General features: G+C 70.9%; 19 protein-coding genes. 14 read left to right on the top strand and 5 right to left on the bottom strand.

Annotated elements, in window-relative coordinates:
- The first annotated feature begins 111 nt into the window (after nucleotides 1–111).
- From ACYVDG_RS03250 to ACYVDG_RS03260, 3 genes are all read left to right on the top strand, one after another.
- Nucleotides 112–1,008, top strand: coding sequence for an N-acetylmuramic acid 6-phosphate etherase (locus ACYVDG_RS03250; RefSeq protein ID WP_460746740.1), 897 nt, complete (start codon nucleotides 112–114; stop codon nucleotides 1,006–1,008).
- Nucleotides 1,005–1,955: an N-acetylglucosamine kinase gene (locus ACYVDG_RS03255; RefSeq protein WP_460746741.1), complete on the top strand. Its 951-nt coding sequence runs from the start codon at nucleotides 1,005–1,007 to the stop codon at nucleotides 1,953–1,955. The genes ACYVDG_RS03250 and ACYVDG_RS03255 overlap by 4 nt, the downstream gene beginning before the upstream one ends.
- A gap of 93 nt (nucleotides 1,956–2,048) precedes the next feature.
- Nucleotides 2,049–2,870 (top strand): phytanoyl-CoA dioxygenase family protein, encoded by an 822-nt coding sequence (locus ACYVDG_RS03260; protein WP_460746742.1) that lies wholly within the window; start codon nucleotides 2,049–2,051, stop codon nucleotides 2,868–2,870.
- Between the two features lie 51 nt (nucleotides 2,871–2,921).
- On the opposite strand, the gene ACYVDG_RS03265 is transcribed toward ACYVDG_RS03260, so the two are convergent.
- The 3 genes from ACYVDG_RS03265 to ACYVDG_RS03275 form a co-directional block, all read right to left on the bottom strand.
- On the bottom strand, nucleotides 2,922–4,886 hold the full coding sequence (locus tag ACYVDG_RS03265) for a TRAP transporter permease (RefSeq protein ID WP_460746743.1): 1,965 nt from the start codon (nucleotides 4,884–4,886) through the stop codon (nucleotides 2,922–2,924).
- Nucleotides 4,887–5,001: 115 nt separating this feature from the next.
- Nucleotides 5,002–6,123 (bottom strand): TAXI family TRAP transporter solute-binding subunit, encoded by a 1,122-nt coding sequence (locus ACYVDG_RS03270; protein WP_460746744.1) that lies wholly within the window; start codon nucleotides 6,121–6,123, stop codon nucleotides 5,002–5,004.
- A 193-nt stretch (nucleotides 6,124–6,316) separates the two neighbouring features.
- Nucleotides 6,317–7,237, bottom strand: coding sequence for a LysR family transcriptional regulator (locus ACYVDG_RS03275; RefSeq protein ID WP_460746745.1), 921 nt, complete (start codon nucleotides 7,235–7,237; stop codon nucleotides 6,317–6,319).
- 169 nt (nucleotides 7,238–7,406) lie between these two features.
- Here ACYVDG_RS03275 and ACYVDG_RS03280 point away from each other — a divergent pair, with 169 nt between their 5' ends.
- From ACYVDG_RS03280 to ACYVDG_RS03290, 3 genes are read left to right on the top strand one after another with little or no spacing between them, the layout of a single operon-like run.
- Complete coding sequence (locus ACYVDG_RS03280) at nucleotides 7,407–8,342, top strand: CoA transferase subunit A (protein ID WP_460746746.1); 936 nt, start codon at nucleotides 7,407–7,409, stop codon at nucleotides 8,340–8,342.
- The gene (locus tag ACYVDG_RS03285; protein WP_460746747.1) at nucleotides 8,339–9,127 is read left to right on the top strand and encodes a CoA-transferase subunit beta; all 789 of its coding nucleotides are present in this window, start codon (nucleotides 8,339–8,341) and stop codon (nucleotides 9,125–9,127) included. Before ACYVDG_RS03280 ends, ACYVDG_RS03285 begins: the two co-directional genes overlap by 4 nt.
- A gap of 55 nt (nucleotides 9,128–9,182) precedes the next feature.
- Nucleotides 9,183–10,058, top strand: a complete 876-nt coding sequence (locus tag ACYVDG_RS03290; RefSeq protein WP_460746748.1) for an urea carboxylase-associated family protein — start codon at nucleotides 9,183–9,185, stop codon at nucleotides 10,056–10,058.
- Here the strand turns inward: ACYVDG_RS03290 and ACYVDG_RS03295 are convergent.
- A complete protein-coding gene (locus ACYVDG_RS03295; RefSeq protein WP_460746749.1) occupies nucleotides 10,028–10,702 on the bottom strand; it encodes a response regulator in 675 nt (224 codons plus the stop codon). The genes ACYVDG_RS03290 and ACYVDG_RS03295 overlap by 31 nt on opposite strands.
- Entirely contained in the window at nucleotides 10,699–11,508 is an 810-nt protein-coding gene (locus tag ACYVDG_RS03300) for a sensor histidine kinase (RefSeq protein WP_460746750.1), read from the bottom strand. Before ACYVDG_RS03300 ends, ACYVDG_RS03295 begins: the two co-directional genes overlap by 4 nt.
- A gap of 187 nt (nucleotides 11,509–11,695) precedes the next feature.
- Between ACYVDG_RS03300 and ACYVDG_RS03305 the strand changes: the two genes are divergently transcribed.
- The 8 genes from ACYVDG_RS03305 (at nucleotide 11,696) to ACYVDG_RS03340 (ending at nucleotide 18,158) form a co-directional block, all read left to right on the top strand.
- A complete protein-coding gene (locus ACYVDG_RS03305) occupies nucleotides 11,696–12,400 on the top strand; it encodes an ABC transporter ATP-binding protein (protein ID WP_460746836.1) in 705 nt (234 codons plus the stop codon).
- A complete protein-coding gene (locus ACYVDG_RS03310) occupies nucleotides 12,397–12,831 on the top strand; it encodes a hypothetical protein (protein ID WP_460746751.1) in 435 nt (144 codons plus the stop codon). The genes ACYVDG_RS03305 and ACYVDG_RS03310 overlap by 4 nt, the downstream gene beginning before the upstream one ends.
- Nucleotides 12,785–13,201 carry a hypothetical protein gene (locus ACYVDG_RS03315; protein ID WP_460746752.1) on the top strand — a complete coding sequence of 139 codons (417 nt, stop codon included), beginning with the start codon at nucleotides 12,785–12,787 and terminating at the stop codon, nucleotides 13,199–13,201. The genes ACYVDG_RS03310 and ACYVDG_RS03315 overlap by 47 nt, the downstream gene beginning before the upstream one ends.
- Nucleotides 13,198–13,914: an ABC transporter permease gene (locus ACYVDG_RS03320; RefSeq protein WP_460746753.1), complete on the top strand. Its 717-nt coding sequence runs from the start codon at nucleotides 13,198–13,200 to the stop codon at nucleotides 13,912–13,914. The genes ACYVDG_RS03315 and ACYVDG_RS03320 overlap by 4 nt, the downstream gene beginning before the upstream one ends.
- 67 nt (nucleotides 13,915–13,981) lie before the next feature.
- The gene (locus ACYVDG_RS03325; RefSeq protein WP_460746754.1) at nucleotides 13,982–14,776 is read left to right on the top strand and encodes a class I SAM-dependent methyltransferase; all 795 of its coding nucleotides are present in this window, start codon (nucleotides 13,982–13,984) and stop codon (nucleotides 14,774–14,776) included.
- Between the two features lie 43 nt (nucleotides 14,777–14,819).
- On the top strand, nucleotides 14,820–15,887 hold the full coding sequence (locus ACYVDG_RS03330) for an Rv2578c family radical SAM protein (protein ID WP_460746755.1): 1,068 nt from the start codon (nucleotides 14,820–14,822) through the stop codon (nucleotides 15,885–15,887).
- A gap of 177 nt (nucleotides 15,888–16,064) precedes the next feature.
- Nucleotides 16,065–16,559 (top strand): universal stress protein, encoded by a 495-nt coding sequence (locus ACYVDG_RS03335; protein ID WP_460746756.1) that lies wholly within the window; start codon nucleotides 16,065–16,067, stop codon nucleotides 16,557–16,559.
- A gap of 9 nt (nucleotides 16,560–16,568) precedes the next feature.
- Complete coding sequence (locus ACYVDG_RS03340) at nucleotides 16,569–18,158, top strand: sodium:solute symporter family transporter (protein WP_460746757.1); 1,590 nt, start codon at nucleotides 16,569–16,571, stop codon at nucleotides 18,156–18,158.
- Nucleotides 18,159–18,190: the final 32 nt, after the last annotated feature.

Genomic DNA, 18,190 nt, shown 5'->3' on the forward strand with positions numbered 1-18,190 from the left:
TCCCCGCACTGGGCCGTACTTCCGTTGGGCTTGCCCGCTTCCGAATTATTTATGTACTGTACGGAACTAATTGCGCCGACGGCAAGGGAACGCCAGGACGGAAGACGGGCCATGGAGCACCAGCCGCCACCGACCGAGACCCGCAATCCGCTGACGTCCGACATCGACACGCTGAGCACCAAGGGCGTCCTCGAACTGCTCCACACGGAGGACGGACGGGGGGTCCGCGCCGCGGAGGCCGCGTCCGGCCAGCTGGCCGAAGCGGTGGACGCCGCACACGAGCGGCTGCGCGACGGCGGCCGCGTGCACTACTTCGGCGCCGGCGCGTCGGGCCGCCTCGCCGTCCTCGACGCCACCGAGATCACCCCGACCTTCGGTGCCGATCCGGACCTGTTCACCGCCCACTTCCCCGGTGGCTCCCCCGCTCTGACCGACCCCGGCCTGGACTTCGAGGACTCCGAATCCATGGGCGGAAAGGACGCCAAGGGCCTGCGGGCGGCGGACGTGGCCGTGGGCGTCACGGCGTCAGGGTCGACGTCCTACGTGGCCGGGGCCCTGCGGTCCGCGCGGCGCGGCGGCGCCCTGTGCGTCCTCCTCACCTGCAATCCGTCGAGCACCCTGCTCGAACTGTGCGACCTGCCCGTCGTGGCCGACACTGGACCGGAGGCGCTGACCGGGTCGACTCGCCTCAAGGCGGGCACGGCCACGAAGGTCCTCCTCAACTCCTTCTCCACCGCCCTCATGATCCGGGGCGGTCGGACCTACTCCAACCTGATGGTGGGCCTCGTGGCGACCAACGCGAAGCTCCGGGCCCGCTCGGTGGACCTGCTCGCCGAGGCGTCCGCGGAGGCCCGCCCCCGGTGCGAGGCGGTGCTGGAGGAGGCAGGGGGCGAGGTGCCCCCGGCGCTGGTCAGCCTGCTCACCGGGGCCCCGGTCGGCCGCGCGCGCGAGCTGCTGTCCGCGCACGGCAGCGTGCGCGGGGCGGTCGCGGCCCTGGCGGAGCGATGACCGGCGCGGCCCTGGTCGGTGTCGACGTAGGCGGGGGCGGTATCCGTGGCGTCGCGGAGCTCGGAGAGCGCTCCGCCCACGTCCTGGACGACGCTCCACTGCCGCGGGCACGCGGCGGTATCGACGTCCCCAGGCTCGTGCCGCGGCTGAACGCGCTGCTGCGGGGAGCGGGCGACCGGCTCGGTGCGCACCGGTTCGCCCGGGTGGCGATCGGCCTGACGGGTCTGCCGGACCTGATCGGGCACCCCGACGAACTCGTCCGCCTGCTCCGGAACGGATCGCGGATCGGCAGCGTGCTCGTCGCCGCGGACGCGCTGACCACACACGTCGGGGCGTTGGGCGGCCGCTCCGGCGTCGTCGTCGCCGCGGGCACGGGATCGGTCGCCCTGGGAACCGACTTCCGGCAGCTCTGGCAACGGGGCGACGGCTGGGGGTACCTCCTCGGCGACGACGGCAGCGGCGCCTGGGTCGGGCAGCGGGGCCTGCGGTGCGCGCTCCGGTCCCGCGACGGGCGCCCCGGCGGCTCCCCGGAGCTGCTCACCCGGCTCGAAGGCCGCTTCGGCGACGTGGCCGAGCTCGAGTCCCGCGTCTACATGGGCAAGGTCCCGCCCGCGGCTCTGCTGGCCTCCTTCGCCCCGGACGTGGCGGCCGCGGCCCGCGCGGGCGACCAGGTCGCCCTCCGCATCTGGGACGAGGCCGGAACACACCTGGGCGAGACGGCGGTCGCCGCGTCGCCGCCCGGCCTGGCCCGCCGCTTCTCCTGGGGCGGGGGGCTCTTCGACGTCGGCGCGCTACTGCAGGACCCGTTCCGGGCCGAGGTGCTGCGCCAGGTGCCGGACGCCGAGTTCACCGAGCCCTTGAGCTCCTCAGCGGCCGGGGCCCTCACGCTGGCCCGGGCTGGGGCCGAAACCGTGCCCCGGCAGCCCTACCTGTACCTGTACGACTGACATCCCTTCCGCCTCGAAGCCTCCTGGCTCGACGACTGACACCACTCCACCCATCCCGTACGGAGCACCACCACGAAAGCAAGGTGAACCGGCATGCAGCCGACGCGCTCAGCCGATCTGCACACCGCCTACGACCTGCCGCCGACGGCCGCCGCGGACTTCCAGCACGACGGCTTCATCCGGCTCCCCCGTGTCCTGGAGCCCGACACTCTGGAACACCTGGAACCCGACATCACCGACAAGGTCCACGCGTTCAACACCACCTCGGACGTGCCACTCGAAGAGCGGTCGACACTGCAGAAAGCGTTCTTGCAGGTCGGCAATTTGTGGCGCGGAAGCCAGGCAGCACGCGACATCGTCTTCTCGCAGCGGCTGGCGCGCATCGCGGCCGAGCTGCTCGGCACCGACGGCGTGCGGCTGTTCGCGGACCAGGCCCTGTACAAGGAACCCTCGGGTGAGATCACGCCCTGGCACGCCGACCAGTACTACTGGCCGCTGGACAGCGACCGGGTGTGCACCGTGTGGATCCCGCTGCAGGAGACGCCGCTCGAGATGGGTCCGCTGGCCTTCGCCCGCGGCAGCCACCGCTTCGCGTTCGGCCGGGACCTGCCCATCAGCGAGGAGTCGGAGCGGCTCCTGCAGGAGGAACTGGGACGGCAGCGGTTCGAGACCGTCCAGGAGCCCTTCGCGCTCGGCGACGTGAGCTTCCACCTGGGCTGGACGTTCCACCGCGCCGGCCGGAACGAGAGCGACACCGCCCGGCGCGTGATGACGGTGATCTACCTGGACTCCGCCACCCGCGTGACCCCGAAGGTCGGCGAGGACCAACAGCCCCAGCTGGACATCCTCATGCCGGGCACCGAGCCGGGCAACCTCCCGGACGGCCCCGCCAACCCGGTGCTGTACCCGCTCTGATACGCGCGGTCGGCACGCGTCCCGCTGACGGGAGCACGGCCCCAGGGGGACCTAAGAATCCTGAGGCCGTTTGCCGTCAGCCGGTGCGCTGTCGGGGTCGTCGACACCCGCTGCAGCAGTCACGGTGTCGGGGCCCCCAGGGGTGGTGCTCGCGGAAGCTACCGCTGGGGGCTCCTCCGGGGTGGTGAAAAACCACGTCAGTGCGATGACCGCGGCGGACACGGCGAGGGCGACCAGGCTGACGGTGACGTCGGGTGCCAGCATGGCGAACCCGGACACGAGCGCCACCCCTCGGGCGCTCCAGGGCATACGGCGGTTGATCCCGATCATCCAGCCCTCGAAGGCGCAGCCCATGAGCACGACCCCAGCGACGGCGAAGACGAAGGCGAGCGCGACCTCGCCCAGACCCGCCTGGGCGACCAGGGCGGGGTTGAGGGCGAAGCAGAACGGGATGACGTACTTGACCATGCCGAGCCGCATCGCGGTGAGGCTGGTCTGCATGGGTCTGGTCCCGGCGATCCCCGCAGCCGCGAACGACGCCAGCGCGACCGGCGGGGTGATGTAGGAGACCGTGGCCCAGTAGATGACGAACAGGTGCGCCGCGATCGGGTCGACCCCCAGTTCGACCAGCGCCGGCGCCATCACGATCGCCAACAGGATGTACACCGACGAGATGGTCATCCCCATACCGAGGACGAAGGAGGTGATGGCGCCCGCGATCAGGATCAGGGCGAGGCTGCCGCCGACCAGGACGACGAGTTCACGGGCCAGCGACAGGGACACGCCGGTCATGGCCAGGCCGCCGACGATGAGCCCGACCCCGGCGATGATGCCGAGGATCTCCGCGATGGTCCTGCCCGCCGCGAAGAGCAGGTCCCCGAACTTTCGGAGAGTCATGCGGTCCGTCGGCTTGAGTGCGGCGATCAGCAGCAGCGCCGCGATGACGAAGTACGGCGCCTGCTGCTCGTTCCTGTGGAACACCAGGAGTAGGATCAGCGCGACCAGCGCCAGCACGTAGGGCCAGCCCTCGAGCAGCACCCTTCCCACGCGGGGCAGGTCCGCCTTGGGCCGGCCGCGGAGCCCGGCCTTCGCCGAGTAGGCGTCGACCTGCGTGAAGATCCCCAGGAAGTAGAGGAACGCGGGGATCGCTGCGGCCAGGGCGATCTCGCCGTAGGGAACCCCGACGAACGACACCATGAGGAAGGCGGCCGACCCCATGATCGGCGGGGTCACCGAACCGCCGGAGGAGGCGGTCGCCTCCACACCCGCCGCGTAGCGCCTGCTGAAGCCCCCGCGCCGCATCGCGGGGATGGTCATGGGCCCGGTGGTCAGGACGTTGGAGACCGCGCTGCCGCTCATCATCCCCAGCGCTCCGGAGCTGACCACCGAGACCTTGGCCGAACCGCCCCGGGCACCCCCGAACAGGGCCTGGGCGACCTGGTAGAAGAAGGTAGCTCCTCCCGTGTGCTGCAGCACCACCCCGAACAGCAGGAACCCGATCAGGATCGACCCGGCGGTCTGCAGGGGGAGCCCCAGGATGCTCTCCGTCCCCATGGCGTGCATCCGCACGGCGCCGGGCAGGTCGTAGTCCACTCCCCGGAGCAGGCCGACCGGGGCCACACCGGCGAAGACGGGGTAGACCGAGAACACGAAGGCGATCGCGGTGATGACCCACCCCGCGCAGCGCCGCAGCGACTCGAGGGCCAGCAGCCAGAGTGCGTAGCTGAAGAGCTCGGCCACGGGCGGCGCCGAGTAGTCCCATCCGAAGGTGAGCATCTGCTCGGTGTTGAGGCCGAAGTAGCCGGTGACGGCGATCGCGGTCCCGAACAGGACGGCGTCGTACCAGGGAACCCGCTCCTTGTCCCCGGGGTGCGCGGGGAACAGGAGGAACACCAGGGGGAGGAAGAGCATGAGGACGAAGTACAGGTACTGGTGGCGCATCAGGGACATCTCGAACGGGTTCAAGAAGAACACCTGGTTCACCGTGAGGAGCACCCCCAGGACGGTGAAGGCCATCACCACGGTTCTCCAGGGTCCTGTGCAGCGGCCGTTCATACCCGTCGTCCCACTTTCCGTCGAAGCGCGTTCTCGTCCCCGCGGCGCTACCTCTCGCGCACCACGCCGGTCGCCCCTACTCGGGGATGTTCTCGTCCTTCCAGTCGGTCCACTCACGGGCGACCTCGAAGGTGTCGCGCCCGGCCGCCTCGTCGGCGAACGCCTCCCACCCGTCCTGCAACCGCTCTTCGCGTTCGAGTAGCTCTTGGTTGCGGGCCTCGTCCTCGGCGGACCACTCGTCCTGCTCCTCGAGGAAGCGCACGGCGCCCGGGTGGAAGGGCACCGCCTTGGGCTCGGAGTCGGTGGCCGTCAACTCCCAGTAGTGGGTGTTGGAGGTGGAGTTCTCATAGGCGCCGAAGTTGTCGTGGATGGCGCTCACCGTCTCGTACACGAGGTCCTCGTCGGTGTCGGCGTAGGTGGCGAACGGCAGCGAGTACACGAGGCTGGTGTCGCTCTGCCCCTCCGCCTGGCCGGGGCCGCCGGTGAAGTCACCGATCTCGACGGTCGGGGCGATCTCCTCGAGGGCCGCGACCTGTTCGTCGGCGTTCTCGTCCAGACTCAGCCACCGCACGTCGAAAACGCTTTCCAGCTGGTAGAGGTTGGGCCCGTACACCTGGTGGAAGAGGACGTCGATCATGCCGGTCTCCAGCGCCTCGGCCTGCTGCCCGTAGTCGACCTCGACCTCGTTCACGTCGTCGCGGGTGAGGCCCCCGTAGGCCAGGAAGGCGTCCAGCTTGTTGTTGACCGAGGGATTGGCCGTGATCCGGGGGAAATCGGTCCCCTCCAGGTCCTCGAAGTCGTCGATGCCCGAGTCGTCGCGGACGAGCAGCCCGTGCGGGGCGACGGCGCCCCAGACCACCCGCATCTCCTGTGGACCCCACTCCTGCCCGGCGAACTCGTAGTCGCCCTCGAAGGCGTAGATGTACTCGTCTCCCAGGCGCCCCATCTGCGCCTGGCCCTCACGGAGGGGGGCGACACGGCCGATGGCGGTGTCGGAGGTGACCACCCGGATGTCGGGGCCGCCCGCGGTGGTGACGGCCTCGGCGACCGCGGCGACATCGGCGTAGGTGGAGGTGCCGGTCCCGTACGTGGTCCAGACCAGCATGCCCTGTGTCCCCTGGCCGCTGCCGATCCCACAGGCGGCGAGGGTCAGCACAGCGACGGCGGCGCTGCTGGTCGCGGACAGTCGCTTGAGCATGCTCTTCCCTCGGCGCTGGTCGATCCGTGGCGGTGCGGGCGGAACCCGCTCGATCAGGACCGCGCCCCGCAGGCCGCGAAACGCGTCCGTTGAACATGACCTGCGTCACATTCACTGATCCCGCTACACGGTGCCAGCCCGGGCCTGAGAGCGTCCAATACCGAGTATTTACCTCAGTGAGACGGGCGGGATATCAGTCGCGCCCGCGCCGGGGCTCCAGGCCGCGCACTTCAGTGCTCGACGGTGTGGGGAGCGCCTTCTCGGCGACGCGCAGGACCGTGGCCAGCGCGGGCGAGGCGTTGTCCTCCCGCCAGGCCAGAGCGGAGGCAATGGCCGGAACGTCGCCGCGCAGCTCCCGGTAGACCATGCCGGCGAAGCGGATGTGCTGAACCGACGACACCGTGATGGTGACACCGACACCGGCCGCCACCAGGTCGAGGATGGTGTTGGAGTCCGGGGCCTCCTGCACGATGCGGGGCGTGAAACCCGCGTCGAGGGCGATGCGGACCATGTTCTCCCGGACACTCGACCCTGCCGTGCCGGGAAAGGCCACGAAGGGTTCCTCCGCCAGGTCGGCGACATCCACCGTGTCCTCACCGGCGAGGGGATGGTCCGAGGGCAGCGCCGCGACCAGTCGCTCGTACTGGATCACACGCGTTTGCACGCCCTCCCACCGGACCGGGAGCCGCACGAAACCGATGTCCAGTTCGCGCTCGGCGACCTGGGTGAGGGCCACCCCGGCGTAGGTCTGGCCCCGCAGCCGCAGCTCGATACCGGGGCACTGCGCGCGCACGGCCTTGGTCAGGGTGGGGATCGCCTCGTGGCTGCTGGCGCCCGCGAAACCGATGCTCACCCGGCCGACCTCGCCGCTCGCCCCGGCGACGGCGGCCCTGCGGGCCAGGTCGGTCTGGGCGAGGAGTTGGCGCGCGTGGGGCAGGAACCGCTCCCCCGCGGGCGTCAACCGCACCGAGCGCGTGTTCCGGTCGAACAGGCGCACCCCGAGATCCTTCTCCAGCCTGCGGATCTGCTGACTCAACGGCGGCTGGGCCATGTTCAGGCGGACCGCGGCCCGCCCGAAGTGCAGTTCCTCCGCGACCGCGACGAACCCGTTCACGTGCCGGAATTCCATGGCGGTCCGTTCATACGTTTTCGGTCTCAGTGCTCAGCGAATTCAGTATTGGACCACATTCAGTGGCCTGTGTCACCGTTACCTCGGAGTACGGAACTGGGAGGAAGTTCTCAGGCCCGGGAGATTCGCAGGCTTGGGAGGAGAGGTGAGGCCGGTGGCGGAGTCGAAGCTGACCTCGATGCGCGAGGCCGTGTCCGCGCTCGTCCGGGACGGCGACACGGTGGCGCTGGAGGGCTTCACCCACCTGATCCCGGTCGCCGCGGGCCACGAGCTGATCCGCCAGCAGCGCCGCGGCCTGACCCTCGTGCGGATGACACCCGACATCGTCTTCGACCAGTTGGTCGCCGCGGGCACGGCCGACGCGATGGTCTTCGGCTTCACCGGGAACAGCTCCGTCGGGTCGCTGCACGCCATCCGGCGGCGCGTGGAACACCACGACCCCGAACCCCTGGCGGTCGAGGAGTACAGCCACTACGGCCTCTTGGGCCGCTACATCGCCGGCGCGTCAAACCTGCCCTTCTATCCCCTGAGCTCCTACGCCGGCGGTGACCTGCCCGCCCACAACCCGAGCATCCGCACGGTGACCTCGCCCTTCCCCGCCGCCGACGGCGGGACCGAGGAGATCTACGCGGTGCCGCCCCTCCGGCCGGACGTCACGATCGTGCACGCCCAGCGCGCCGACCGCTCCGGCAACACTCAGGCCTGGGGCATCCTCGGCCCCCAGCAGGAGGCCGCCTTCGCCGCGGACCGGACGATCGTGGTGGTCGAGGAGGTCGTGGACGCGTCCGTGGTGCGCTCCGACCCCAACCGCACCCTGATCCCCGCACTCGCGGTCGACGCCGTGGTCGAGTGCCCACGCGGCGCTTACCCGTCGTTCGTGCAGGGCCACTACGACCGCGACAACGCCTTCTACCGGTCCTGGCCGTCCATCAGCCGCGACCCCGAACAGCTGGCGGCGTGGCTGCGGGAGTGGGTGTACGACCTCCCCGACCACGCTGCCTACGTGGACAAGCTCGGACCGGGCTTCTTCGACCCACTGACCCCGGAGCCCGCGATGTCGGCTCCGGTCAACTACGGGAGCACCCTGTGACGGCGACCGAGGAGACCACGCACGTCGAGCACACCCCCAGCGAACTCATCACCGTGCTCAGCGCCCGCTGCCTGCGCGGCCGGCGGCGCGTGTTCGCCGGAATCGGCCTGCCCACGCTCGCCGTGGCCCTGGCGCAGGCCACCACCGACCCCGGGCTGGAGCAGGTGTACGAGTCGGGGGTGTGCGGCGCGCACCCTCCCCGGCTGCCGCAGACCGTCGGCGACGCACCCCTCGCCACGGGAGCCGAGTGCATCCTGGACATGAAGAGCCTCTTCGGCTACGTGCTGCAGGGCGGCCGCATCGACGTGGGGTTCCTCGGGGCCGCGCAGATGGACCGCTGGGGCAGTCTCAACACCTCAGTGATCGGCGACTACGCGAGACCCGACGTACGCCTGCCCGGCCCGGGCGGCGCCGCGGAGGTCATGGCCAACGCACGGGAGGTGTTCGTGGTCGTGCGCGGCCACAACCCCTCCTCCCTGGTCGGGGAGCTCGACTTCTGCACCAGCCCCTCCCCCGCCCGCGCCCGCCGAGCGGCCCCCCGAGTGCGTACTAAGGGCGGCGGCGTGACCACGGTGGTCACCGAACTCGGGCTGCTCACCGCCGCCGAGGACGGGGAACTCCAGCTGAGCGCGGTACACCCGGGGATCCGGGTGGCCGACGTCGTGGCCGCCACCGGTTGGCCGCTCAGGGTCGCCGAGGAGGTCGCGGTGACCGAGCCGCCCAGCCGCGGGGAACTGGGCCTGCTCAGGGACACGATCGACCCCACACGGGTATACCTGCGCTGACCGCGGCGCCAGATCCCCGAGTTGCGCCGTACCCCGACGGAAAGCGAGGAGACCCTTGGGTTCACCCGAGGCCGCCTACCAAGCAGGCGAGGGCAGTGCCCTCAGCGTCGACACGGCCTTCTACGACCGGCTGGCCGAGCACACCGAAGGCCGTGATCTCGTGGAGCGCTTCGTGCTGCCGATCCGGTCCGGCCGGGCCTGGGAGGTGCCCGCCGGACACCTGTGCCGCATCTCCACCCCCGAGGGCGCCCAGGTGGGAGACCTCAACCTCTGGAACCGGCACAACCCGCGCGAGCGCCTGTGGGCGGCGCGCACGCGCCAGCTGCAGAGCGCGCACGTGACCCGCCACGACCGCCTGTGGTCGACCCTGCCGTACCTGCGTCCCCTGGCGACCATCACCAACGACACCCTGGACTGGTACGGCGAGGACGCCGAGGGCGGCCGCGTGCACGACCTGCTCGGGTCCCGCTGCGATCCCTACGTCAACCGCATGCTCACCGGCGAAGACGTCGACGTGCACTGCCACTCCAACCTCACCCGCGCGGTACTGCCCTACGGGCTGACCGAGTTCGACGTGCACGACGTGCTCAACGTCTTCCAGTGCACCGGCCTCAACGGCGACGACCAGTACTTCATGAAGGCCTCACCCGCACGGCCGGGCGACTTCTTCGAGTTCTTCGCCGAACAGGACCTGCTGTGCGCCGTGTCGACCTGCCCCGGCGGGGACCTCTCGGTCCCGTTGTGGGGGCCGGGCGCCCGCGATCCGATCGAGGTGTGCCGTCCCCTGGCCGTGGAAGTGCACCGCCCGGCCCCGGAGCTGACCGAGGGTTGGATCGCGCCGCCGATCGCCGCCTACGGGGGAAGGCACGGCCTCACTGGCCCGGACCGACCGGCTCCGGGTCAGGGCGGGGTGACCAGGCCGCTGTCGTAGGCCGCGATGACCAGCTGGGCTCGGTCGCGGGCGGCGAGTTTGGCGAGCAGGTTGCCGACGTGGGTCTTGACCGTCTTGACGGAGATGGTGAGCGCGTCGGCGATCTCGGTGTTGGACAGGCCGCGGGCGACCAGGGCGAGGACTTCGGTTTCCCGTTCGGTGAGCCCGTCGAGCCCCTGCACGGGGGCGTTCGCGGGGCGGTGGAGGAAGTGCTCGACCACGCGGGTCAGGATGCTGGGGGCCAGCAGGGACTCGCCGGTGTGGGTGCGGCGGATGGCGTCGACCAGGTGGTCGGGGTGGGCGTCTTTGAGGAGGAAGCCGCTGGCCCCGGCGCGCAGGGCGGCGTGGACGTACTCGTCCAGCTCGAACATGCTCAGGACGAGCACGCGGGTGCGGTGCAGGCGCGGGTCGGCGGTGATGGACCGGGTCGCCTCGATCCCGTCGCCGCCGGGCATGCGGATGTCCATGAGTACGACGTCGGGGGCGAGTTCCCGGCTGAGGGCGACGGCCTCGCGGCCGGTGTCCGCTTGGCCGACCACGGCGGTTCCGGGGGCGGCGTCGATGAGCAGGGTCAGGCTGTGCCGCAGCAAGGGCTGGTCGTCGGCCACGAGGACGCGCACGCCGGGGTCTTCGGTGGCCGTCATGCCCCCTCCCGGTCCGGGATCCGTGCGGTGAGCCGGAACCCGGGGTCCGCGGCGCCGGTGTCGAGGGTTCCGCCGAGGGCGCGGACGCGTTCGCCCAGTCCGATCAGCCCGTAACCGGCGCCCGGTCGGGGCTCCCAGCCGTCGGTCGGACCGCCGTCGTCCACTGTGGCCCGGATGGACCGGTCCTCTCGGTGCAGGCGTACGCGGACGGGTACGGGTCCGGCGTGGCGGGCGGTGTTGTCCAGGCCCTCGCGGACGACGGCGCAGAGCGCGAGCTGCACGCCGGATGACACCTCGCCCAGGTCGGGCAGGTCGAGGGTCACCGTGAGGCCCCGGTCCTGTGCGGCCCGGGTGATCTCGGGGAGGGATTCCAGTGTCTCCGCGGGGCGGACCGGGGCCGCCTCGCGGTCGGGTGACCGGAGCAGGGTGAGCATGCGCCGCAGCTCCGTGGTGGTCCTGCGGCTGACGTCCTCGATGTCGGCGAGTGCGTCGGTCCGTTCGTCCGCGCTCTCTGGGCCGGTCGCCCTGGACGCGGCGGCGGCGCGCACGGTGACGGTCCCGAGTCCGTGTGAGACGAGGTCGTGCAGGTCACGGGCGATCCGGAGCCGTTCGGCGTGTACGGCCCGCTCTCCAGCCCAGGCGGCCAGCCGCCCTTCGTAGTCCTCGCGCTGGCGCCGTGCGCGCAGCACCGTCCAGACGGTGAGCGCGGTGGCGGCGGCCGCGACCACTGCTGCCGCTGCCAGGGTGATCCCGCTGGCCGGGTCGGTGCCGGTGGTTCCGGACAGCACCGCGAAGGCGCCCAGCACCAAGACCGGGATGAGTCACAGGCGCGTGCTCCGGGTGGGTCTGCGGGTCTCCATCGTCCCCATGCTAGAGATCCGCCGCGCCGTCGGCATCGGACCAGGGTCCGAGAGTCCCCGGTCGCAGGCCGACGGCCAGGTCCGGTCCTCGGGCCGATCCCCGGCAGGGGTCGGCACTGTTTGCATGACGGGCATGCTGTCGATCGAACACCTGGTCAAACGGCGCGGTTCGCGTGCCATCCTCTCCGATGTGAGCTTCCGCGCCGAGCCCGGGCGGGTCACCGGCTTCCTGGGGCCCAACGGCGCCGGGAAGTCTTCAACCCTGCGGGTCCTGCTGGGTCTGGACAGCGCCACCAGTGGCAGGGCGCTGGTCGGTGGCCGCCCTTACCGGAGTCTGCGCTCGCCCCTGCGCGTGGTGGGGTCGATGCTCGACGGGTCGGGCGCGCACCGTTCCCGTACCGCGCGCGACCACCTGTCCTGGGTGGCCCGCACCAACGGCATCCCGCGCGGGAGGGTCGGCGAGGTGCTCGAACTGGTCGGGCTGGCCGACGCGGCCCGGAGCCGGGTGGGCCGGTACTCCCTGGGGATGGGACAGCGACTCGGCCTGGCCGCCGCGCTGCTCGGCGAGCCGGACGCCCTGGTGCTGGACGAACCGGTGAACGGGTTGGACCCCGAGGGCATCCGGTGGATCCGCGGCCTGTTGCGCGCCCATGCCGGGGCCGGGGGGACGGTGCTGCTGTCGAATCACCTGATGGGCGAGGTCGCCGAGATCGCCGACGACCTCGTGGTGATCTCCGGTGGCCGGATCGTCGCCTCGGGGCCGCTTTCGGACGTGACCTCGGGCTACCCGAGTCTGGAGCACGCCTTCTTCGACCTGACCGGTGGAGGCCGGCGATGAGCCTCGTCCGTTTGGTCGCCGCGGAGGCGCACAAGGCCGCCACGCTGCCCGCCGTGTGGGTCGGGCTGGCCGTCGCGGTGCTCGGCGCGCCCGCGATCACCCTGTTGAACGCGTTCAACGTCCGCAACGCGGTGGAATCGGGCCGACTCGAACTGATCGCGCACACCTCTCCGGTGGAGGCGGCGTTCGCGGCCGTCCCCCTGGGCACGGTGGGGGCGGTGGTCCTCGGTGTGGTCGTGGTCAGCAGCGAGTACACCGCCAACCGTGACGACGCGGGCGGGGAGCCGGCAGATCACTGCGACCCTCACGGCGGCCCCGGGCCGTCTGCGTGTTCTCGGGGCCAAGGCCCTGGTCACCGTCCTGCTGGTCTCGGCCTCCACCGCGGTGACGCTCCCGACCAGCCTGGCCCTGGCACGGACCGTCATCGGTGACGCGGGGACGGAGACCAACACACCGGGAGACGTCGTGGGCCGCGCCCTCGGCGCCCTGATCTTCTGGACGCTGACCGCGCTCATCGCCATGGCCCTGACCGTCCTGACCCGCAGCGGGACCATCCCGATCATCGTGCTGGTCACCAACAGCTCGCTCGTGTCGTTCTCCATGCTCCTCAGCAACGTCACGTCCGCGGCCCGGTACCTGCCCGACCTCGCAGGGACCGCCCTCTTCCTGGGAGACGACCCGGACTCCTTCGCCGCCTTCGACCTGCTGCTCGATCCGTTGGCCGGAGGACTGGTCATGGCGGCGTGGGCCGCCGGTCTCCTGGCCGCGGCCGCCCTCGTCCTACAGCGGAGGGACGCATGAGCGGCCGCCCGACAGACATGGTCAGCGCCGAGGTGCTCAAGCTCCGGACACTGCCGGCGGTCCGCGCCGCCGTGCTGGGGACCGTCGCCGCTGCGGCGGGCTTAACCGCCCTGCTGGCCACCGCGGAGAACGCCCCACCGGACGCCGAGTCCGCCGTCGTCCAGGCGATGCCGTACCTCCAAGTCGGCGCCGTCCTCCTGGGGATCCTGGCTACGGCCAGCGAGTACGCGGGCGGCCAGGTCCGCACGACCCTGACCGCCGCCCCGCGCCGGGGGCGCCTGTTGACGGCCAAGACCGCCGCCTGTCTCCTGGCCTCGGCCGTCATGGGTGCGGGCGCCGTGGCCGCGGGCCTGGCCGGCGCATCGCTCGCCCTGAGCGGAGCGGAGGTCCTCTCGGGGGCCTCCGCCTGGCCGCTGGCGGGAATGGCGGCCTACCTGGCGTTCCTCGCCCTGATGGCCCACCTGCTCACCGTGGTGGCGCGCTCGCCGCTGCCCCCGCTGGTGTTCCTGCTGGGCCTGCTCCTCATCGTCTCGCCGCTGCTGGCGGGGATGACCGAGCACGCGCGCTGGCTCCCCGACCGCGCCGGTCGGCTGCTCTACCTGACCGATGCCGACCCCGTGCTCACGCCCTGGACCGGTGGCCTGGTCCTGTGCGCGTGGCTCGCGGCGGCCGGAGGGTCGGCCGCCCTGGTCTTCCACCGGCGCGAAGCCTGATGAAAGTCGGGCGCAAGGTCGGACGCGCACGATGGTGCCGACGACGAGGGGACCGAAGGGACCGGCCATGGCCACCGAATACGCATTCGACTCCGCCACCGATCTAGGCGCGCGTCAGCTCCACTATCTGCAGGAGCTGTTCGACCACGTGACGCGCGGGTTCGTCGGCGACGTGACCGCCGGCGAGGGCCAGCGCTGCCTCGACCTCGGAACGGGAAGCGGTTCGGTCGCGCGCTGGCTCGCCGAGCGCACCGGACCGAGCGGCGAGGTACACGCCTCCGACCTCGAAACCACCCACGTCGACGTTCCCCCAGGCGCCCGGATCCACCGCCACGACCTCAACGACGGCCTGCCCGCCGAAGGGCCGTTCGACGTGATCCACGCCCGGCTCCTCCTGATGCACCTCAAGCGACGCAGGGAGATCCTCGCCGATCTCGCCGACGCGCTCGCCCCGGGCGGGTGGCTCGTCGTCGGGGAGATCAGCCAGCCGCGCACCGACGCCGTCGCGGCGCCCTGCCCCGCCGACGCGGAGCTGTTCCGGAAAGTCATCGACACCGGCAGTGAGAAGGTCATCCGCCCCGCCGGACAGAGTTTCGAGTGGGGACCGGAGGTCGACGCCGAGATGACCGCACTCGGACTGACCGGCATCGACACCATGGAGTTCGCGCGCACCGCCTACGGCGGCACGACCGGCTGCCTACTGCTCAGCAACTACGTACGGCAGATGGATGCCCGGATGCGCGCGGTCGGCATGACCGACGGCGAACTGGAGCGCTTCCACGAACTCATGCGCGACCCCGGGATGCGCGTCTGGTTCTTCCCGCTCGTGTACACCCGCGGCCGCAAGCCGAGCTCCGGGTGAACCGCACTGGACAGAACTTCGAAAATATGTTCGAATACCAGTCATGCGCTGGGAGAACCTGAGAGAGGACCGGGACGAGGACACGCTGTTCGACATCGCCCGGCTGGCACCCGCCCCGGCCCGGGGCACCGGCCGGGCCGGGCTGGCCGCGCCCGGGGCGGGGCCGATCGAGGCCGGGGACGACGGGGACGCGGTCGCCGTGGAGATCCGGGCCCGCTCGATCATCAACCGGGTCGGCGGGGACGATCCCATGTTCCGCTGGACCCTGAATCCCTACCGGGGGTGCGGGCACGCTTGCGTGTACTGCTTCGCGCGCCGCACCCACGAGTACCTGGACCTGGACTCCGGTCACGATTTCGACACCAAGATCATGGTGAAGACCAACGCCGGGGAGCTGCTGCGGGCCGAGCTCGCCCGGCCTGGCTGGCGGGGCGAGCCCGTCGCCATGGGCACCAACACCGACCCCTACCAGCGGGCCGAGGGCCGTTACCGGCTGATGCGCGAGATCATCGCCGCGTTCCGGGACGCCGCCAACCCCTTCTCCATCCTCACCAAGGGGCGGCTGATCCTGCGCGACACCGACCTCATCGAGCAGGCCGCACGAGTGACCGACGTGGGCCTGGCGGTGTCGGTCGGCTCCGTCGACGAACGGGTCTGGCGCTCCGTGGAACCGGGCACCCCGCGGCCGCAGAGCCGCCTGGACGTGGTCCGCGCCTTCGCCGACCGGGGGCTGGACTGCACGGTCCTGATGGCGCCGATCCTGCCGGGGCTCACGGACTCCGCAGAGCAGATCGACGCCACGGCGGGCGCGATCGCCGCCGCCGGGGCACGCCGCCTCACCCCGATCGTGCTGCACCTGCGCCCCGGCGCACGGGAGTGGTACCGGTCCTGGCTGACCAGGGAGTACCCGCACCTGCTGCCGCTGTACCGGGAGCTGTACGGGAACGGCTCCTACGCGCCCGCGTCCTACCGGCAGCGCATCGGCGCCCTGGTGCGCGATGCGGCCGGGCGGCACGGTCTGACCGGTCCAGGCAGCCACCGGAACGAGGCCGAGAAGACGCCCGAACCCCCCGGAGAGCCCGAGCCCGCACAGCTCAGTCTGCCCTGGTAAAGCTCCGTCACCGGTCGCGGGTCCAGCGGCGAGGCACCGATAGTTCATCGGAACTTTGCGTTACTGCGTGCCGGGGGCTGGGCAGTGGGTGAGGCACACGCCGCGGTCTGCCCCAGGGTGTCGCCAGGCGTAGGCGAGCCACACGGATACCGCGCGTCGAAGACCGGAGGTCCCTCGATGCTCTCCTTACCCACCAGCATCCTCGTCGCGGACGACGGCTCAGCCGAGGCCGACATGGCCCTCGGCACCGCGGTGGAGCTGGCACGCGCCACCGCCTCCAGCCTGAGCCTGGTCCACGTCAAGTCACTGGAACCGATCGTGGCCGGCACGACCGTGACACCGGCCCAAGTGGACCGGCTGCGCGAACAGGGTGAAGCGCTCGTCGAACGGCGGACATCGGAGGTCTCGGACCGCGGGCTCGAACTCGACCGGGCCGAGGTCCGCCTCGCTCGGCGGATCGAGGCGACGGTGATCCGTACCGCCGCGGACCTCGGCACGGGACTCTTGGTCGTCGGGGCCCGAGGTGGGACACCCGGCTACCGACGGGTCTTGGGAGACCTGTCCCTGCGACTCGCGCGTGACGCGCACTGTTCGGTCCTGGTCGTCCGTGCCCAGGGAGGACAGCCAGCTCCGCGGAGTGGCGGCGAAGATCAGCGCGAGGACCGCCGTTAGGAGGCAGCTGTGCCGGATTTCGAGCTCGCTCCCCTGGACATGGTGGTCGTCGCCGCCTTCGTGGTGGCGATCGTGGGCATCGCCCTCTGGGTCGGACGCAAACAGGAGGGAACCGAGAGCTACTTCCTCGCCGGACGCACGATGGTCTGGCCTGTGGTCGGGTTCTCCCTCTTCGCGACCCAGTTCGGCGGGACGCAGTACCTCGGACTGGCCGGTGCCGGGTTCGAGACGGGCATCTCCGTGTGGAACTTCGAGTGGATGGCCACGGTGGTCCTGCTCGTCTTCGCCCTGCTGATCCTGCCCTTCTACCTCCAATCCAAGATCACCACGGTGCCGGAGTTCCTCGAACGGCGCTACGACCGCCGGGCGCGCTACGCCTTCTCCGGGTTCACTGTCGTCACCGCCATGCTGCTCGACAGCGCGGGCGCGATGTTCGCGGGATCACTGGTCCTGTCGCTGCTGTTCCCCGAAGTCCCGCTCGGTGTGCACATCGCGACGATCGCCCTGCTCGGCGGCGGTTACGTGCTGGTCGGCGGATTGAAGTCGGTGATGATCACCGACACCATCCAGGGCGTGGTGCTCTTCGCCGCCGGCGCCGCGCTCTTCGTCGTCGTCTTCGCCGAGTTCGACTTCAACTGGTCGGCCCTGCCCGAGCTGGCACCCGAGGACGGGTTCACCGTGGCCCCGCCACCAGGCGACGACTTCCTGCCCTGGCCGGGCATCTTCACCGGGGCGCTCTGGCTGTCGTTCTACGTGTGGGTGACCAACCACATCGTGGTCCAGAGGGTCCTGGCGGCCAAGAACATCGACCACGGACGGTGGGGCGCCCTCTTCGCCGGGGCCCTCCAGCTTCCGGTGCTGGTCTTCCTCATCTTCCCCGGTGTCCTCGGCCGGGGCATCTACAGCCCCGACGAGATGCCCGACAGCGACATGGTGTGGCCCGCGCTCGTGTTCGAGTACGTGCCGGTCGGGATCCGAGGGGTGATCGTCGCCGCGCTCATCTTCGCGCTGATGTCCACGCTCGACTCGGTGCTCAACGGTGCGGCCAGCCTGGTGGTCAACGACTTCGTCAAGACCCGCCGGCGGCAGTTCACCGAGCGGCAGCTGCTCACCATCGGCCGGTTGCTGGTGGGTGTGTTCATGCTGGCTGCCGCCCTGTGGGCGCCGGTGATCACCACCTTCACCGGCATCGTGGCCTACTTCCAATCGTTCCTCGGATACGTGACGATGCCGCTGGTGGTGGTGCTCCTCGGCGGGCTGTTCTGGCGGCGCGCTTCGACGCCGGCGGGGGTGTGGACACTGGCGATCGTCCCGTTCGGACTGCTCGCGTTCTTCCTCGGCGAGGTCTTCGAACTCTTCGACATCCAGTTCCTGTACGCGACCGGGATCATGTTCCTGCTGAGCCTGGTCGTCTTCGTGGTGATCTCCCTGTCGACCGAGGCGCCGGATCCGGCCAAGGTCGCCGACATCACCTGGAGCAGGGCGACCTGGCGGAAGGACTCCGAGGAGCTGGCAGGGACACCGTGGTACCGGAACTACCGTGTGCAGGCGTTGATTCTCGGTGTGGTGACCGTCTGCGCCGTTGTGCCCTTCATCTAGGCTTGAACTGGGCATACTGGCTCTGAGGTGGA

It is taken from the genome of Nocardiopsis oceani (assembly GCF_054777395.1).

Bases quoted from the DNA above. Each gene is read 5' to 3' on its own strand.
- ACYVDG_RS03270 (WP_460746744.1), bottom strand. From the start codon at position 6,123: ATGCTCAAGCGACTGTCCGCGACCAGCAGCGCCGCCGTCGCTGTGCTG.
- ACYVDG_RS03325 (WP_460746754.1), top strand. From the start codon at position 13,982: ATGGCCACCGAATACGCATTCGACTCCGCCACCGATCTAGGCGCGCGT.
- ACYVDG_RS03260 (WP_460746742.1), top strand. From the start codon at position 2,049: ATGCAGCCGACGCGCTCAGCCGATCTGCACACCGCCTACGACCTGCCG.
- ACYVDG_RS03265 (WP_460746743.1), bottom strand. From the start codon at position 4,886: ATGGCCTTCACCGTCCTGGGGGTGCTCCTCACGGTGAACCAGGTGTTC.
- ACYVDG_RS03250 (WP_460746740.1), top strand. From the start codon at position 112: ATGGAGCACCAGCCGCCACCGACCGAGACCCGCAATCCGCTGACGTCC.
- ACYVDG_RS03295 (WP_460746749.1), bottom strand. From the start codon at position 10,702: ATGACGGCCACCGAAGACCCCGGCGTGCGCGTCCTCGTGGCCGACGAC.
- ACYVDG_RS03335 (WP_460746756.1), top strand. From the start codon at position 16,065: ATGCTCTCCTTACCCACCAGCATCCTCGTCGCGGACGACGGCTCAGCC.
- ACYVDG_RS03320 (WP_460746753.1), top strand. From the start codon at position 13,198: ATGAGCGGCCGCCCGACAGACATGGTCAGCGCCGAGGTGCTCAAGCTC.
- ACYVDG_RS03330 (WP_460746755.1), top strand. From the start codon at position 14,820: ATGCGCTGGGAGAACCTGAGAGAGGACCGGGACGAGGACACGCTGTTC.
- ACYVDG_RS03255 (WP_460746741.1), top strand. From the start codon at position 1,005: ATGACCGGCGCGGCCCTGGTCGGTGTCGACGTAGGCGGGGGCGGTATC.
- ACYVDG_RS03305 (WP_460746836.1), top strand. From the start codon at position 11,696: ATGCTGTCGATCGAACACCTGGTCAAACGGCGCGGTTCGCGTGCCATC.
- ACYVDG_RS03310 (WP_460746751.1), top strand. From the start codon at position 12,397: ATGAGCCTCGTCCGTTTGGTCGCCGCGGAGGCGCACAAGGCCGCCACG.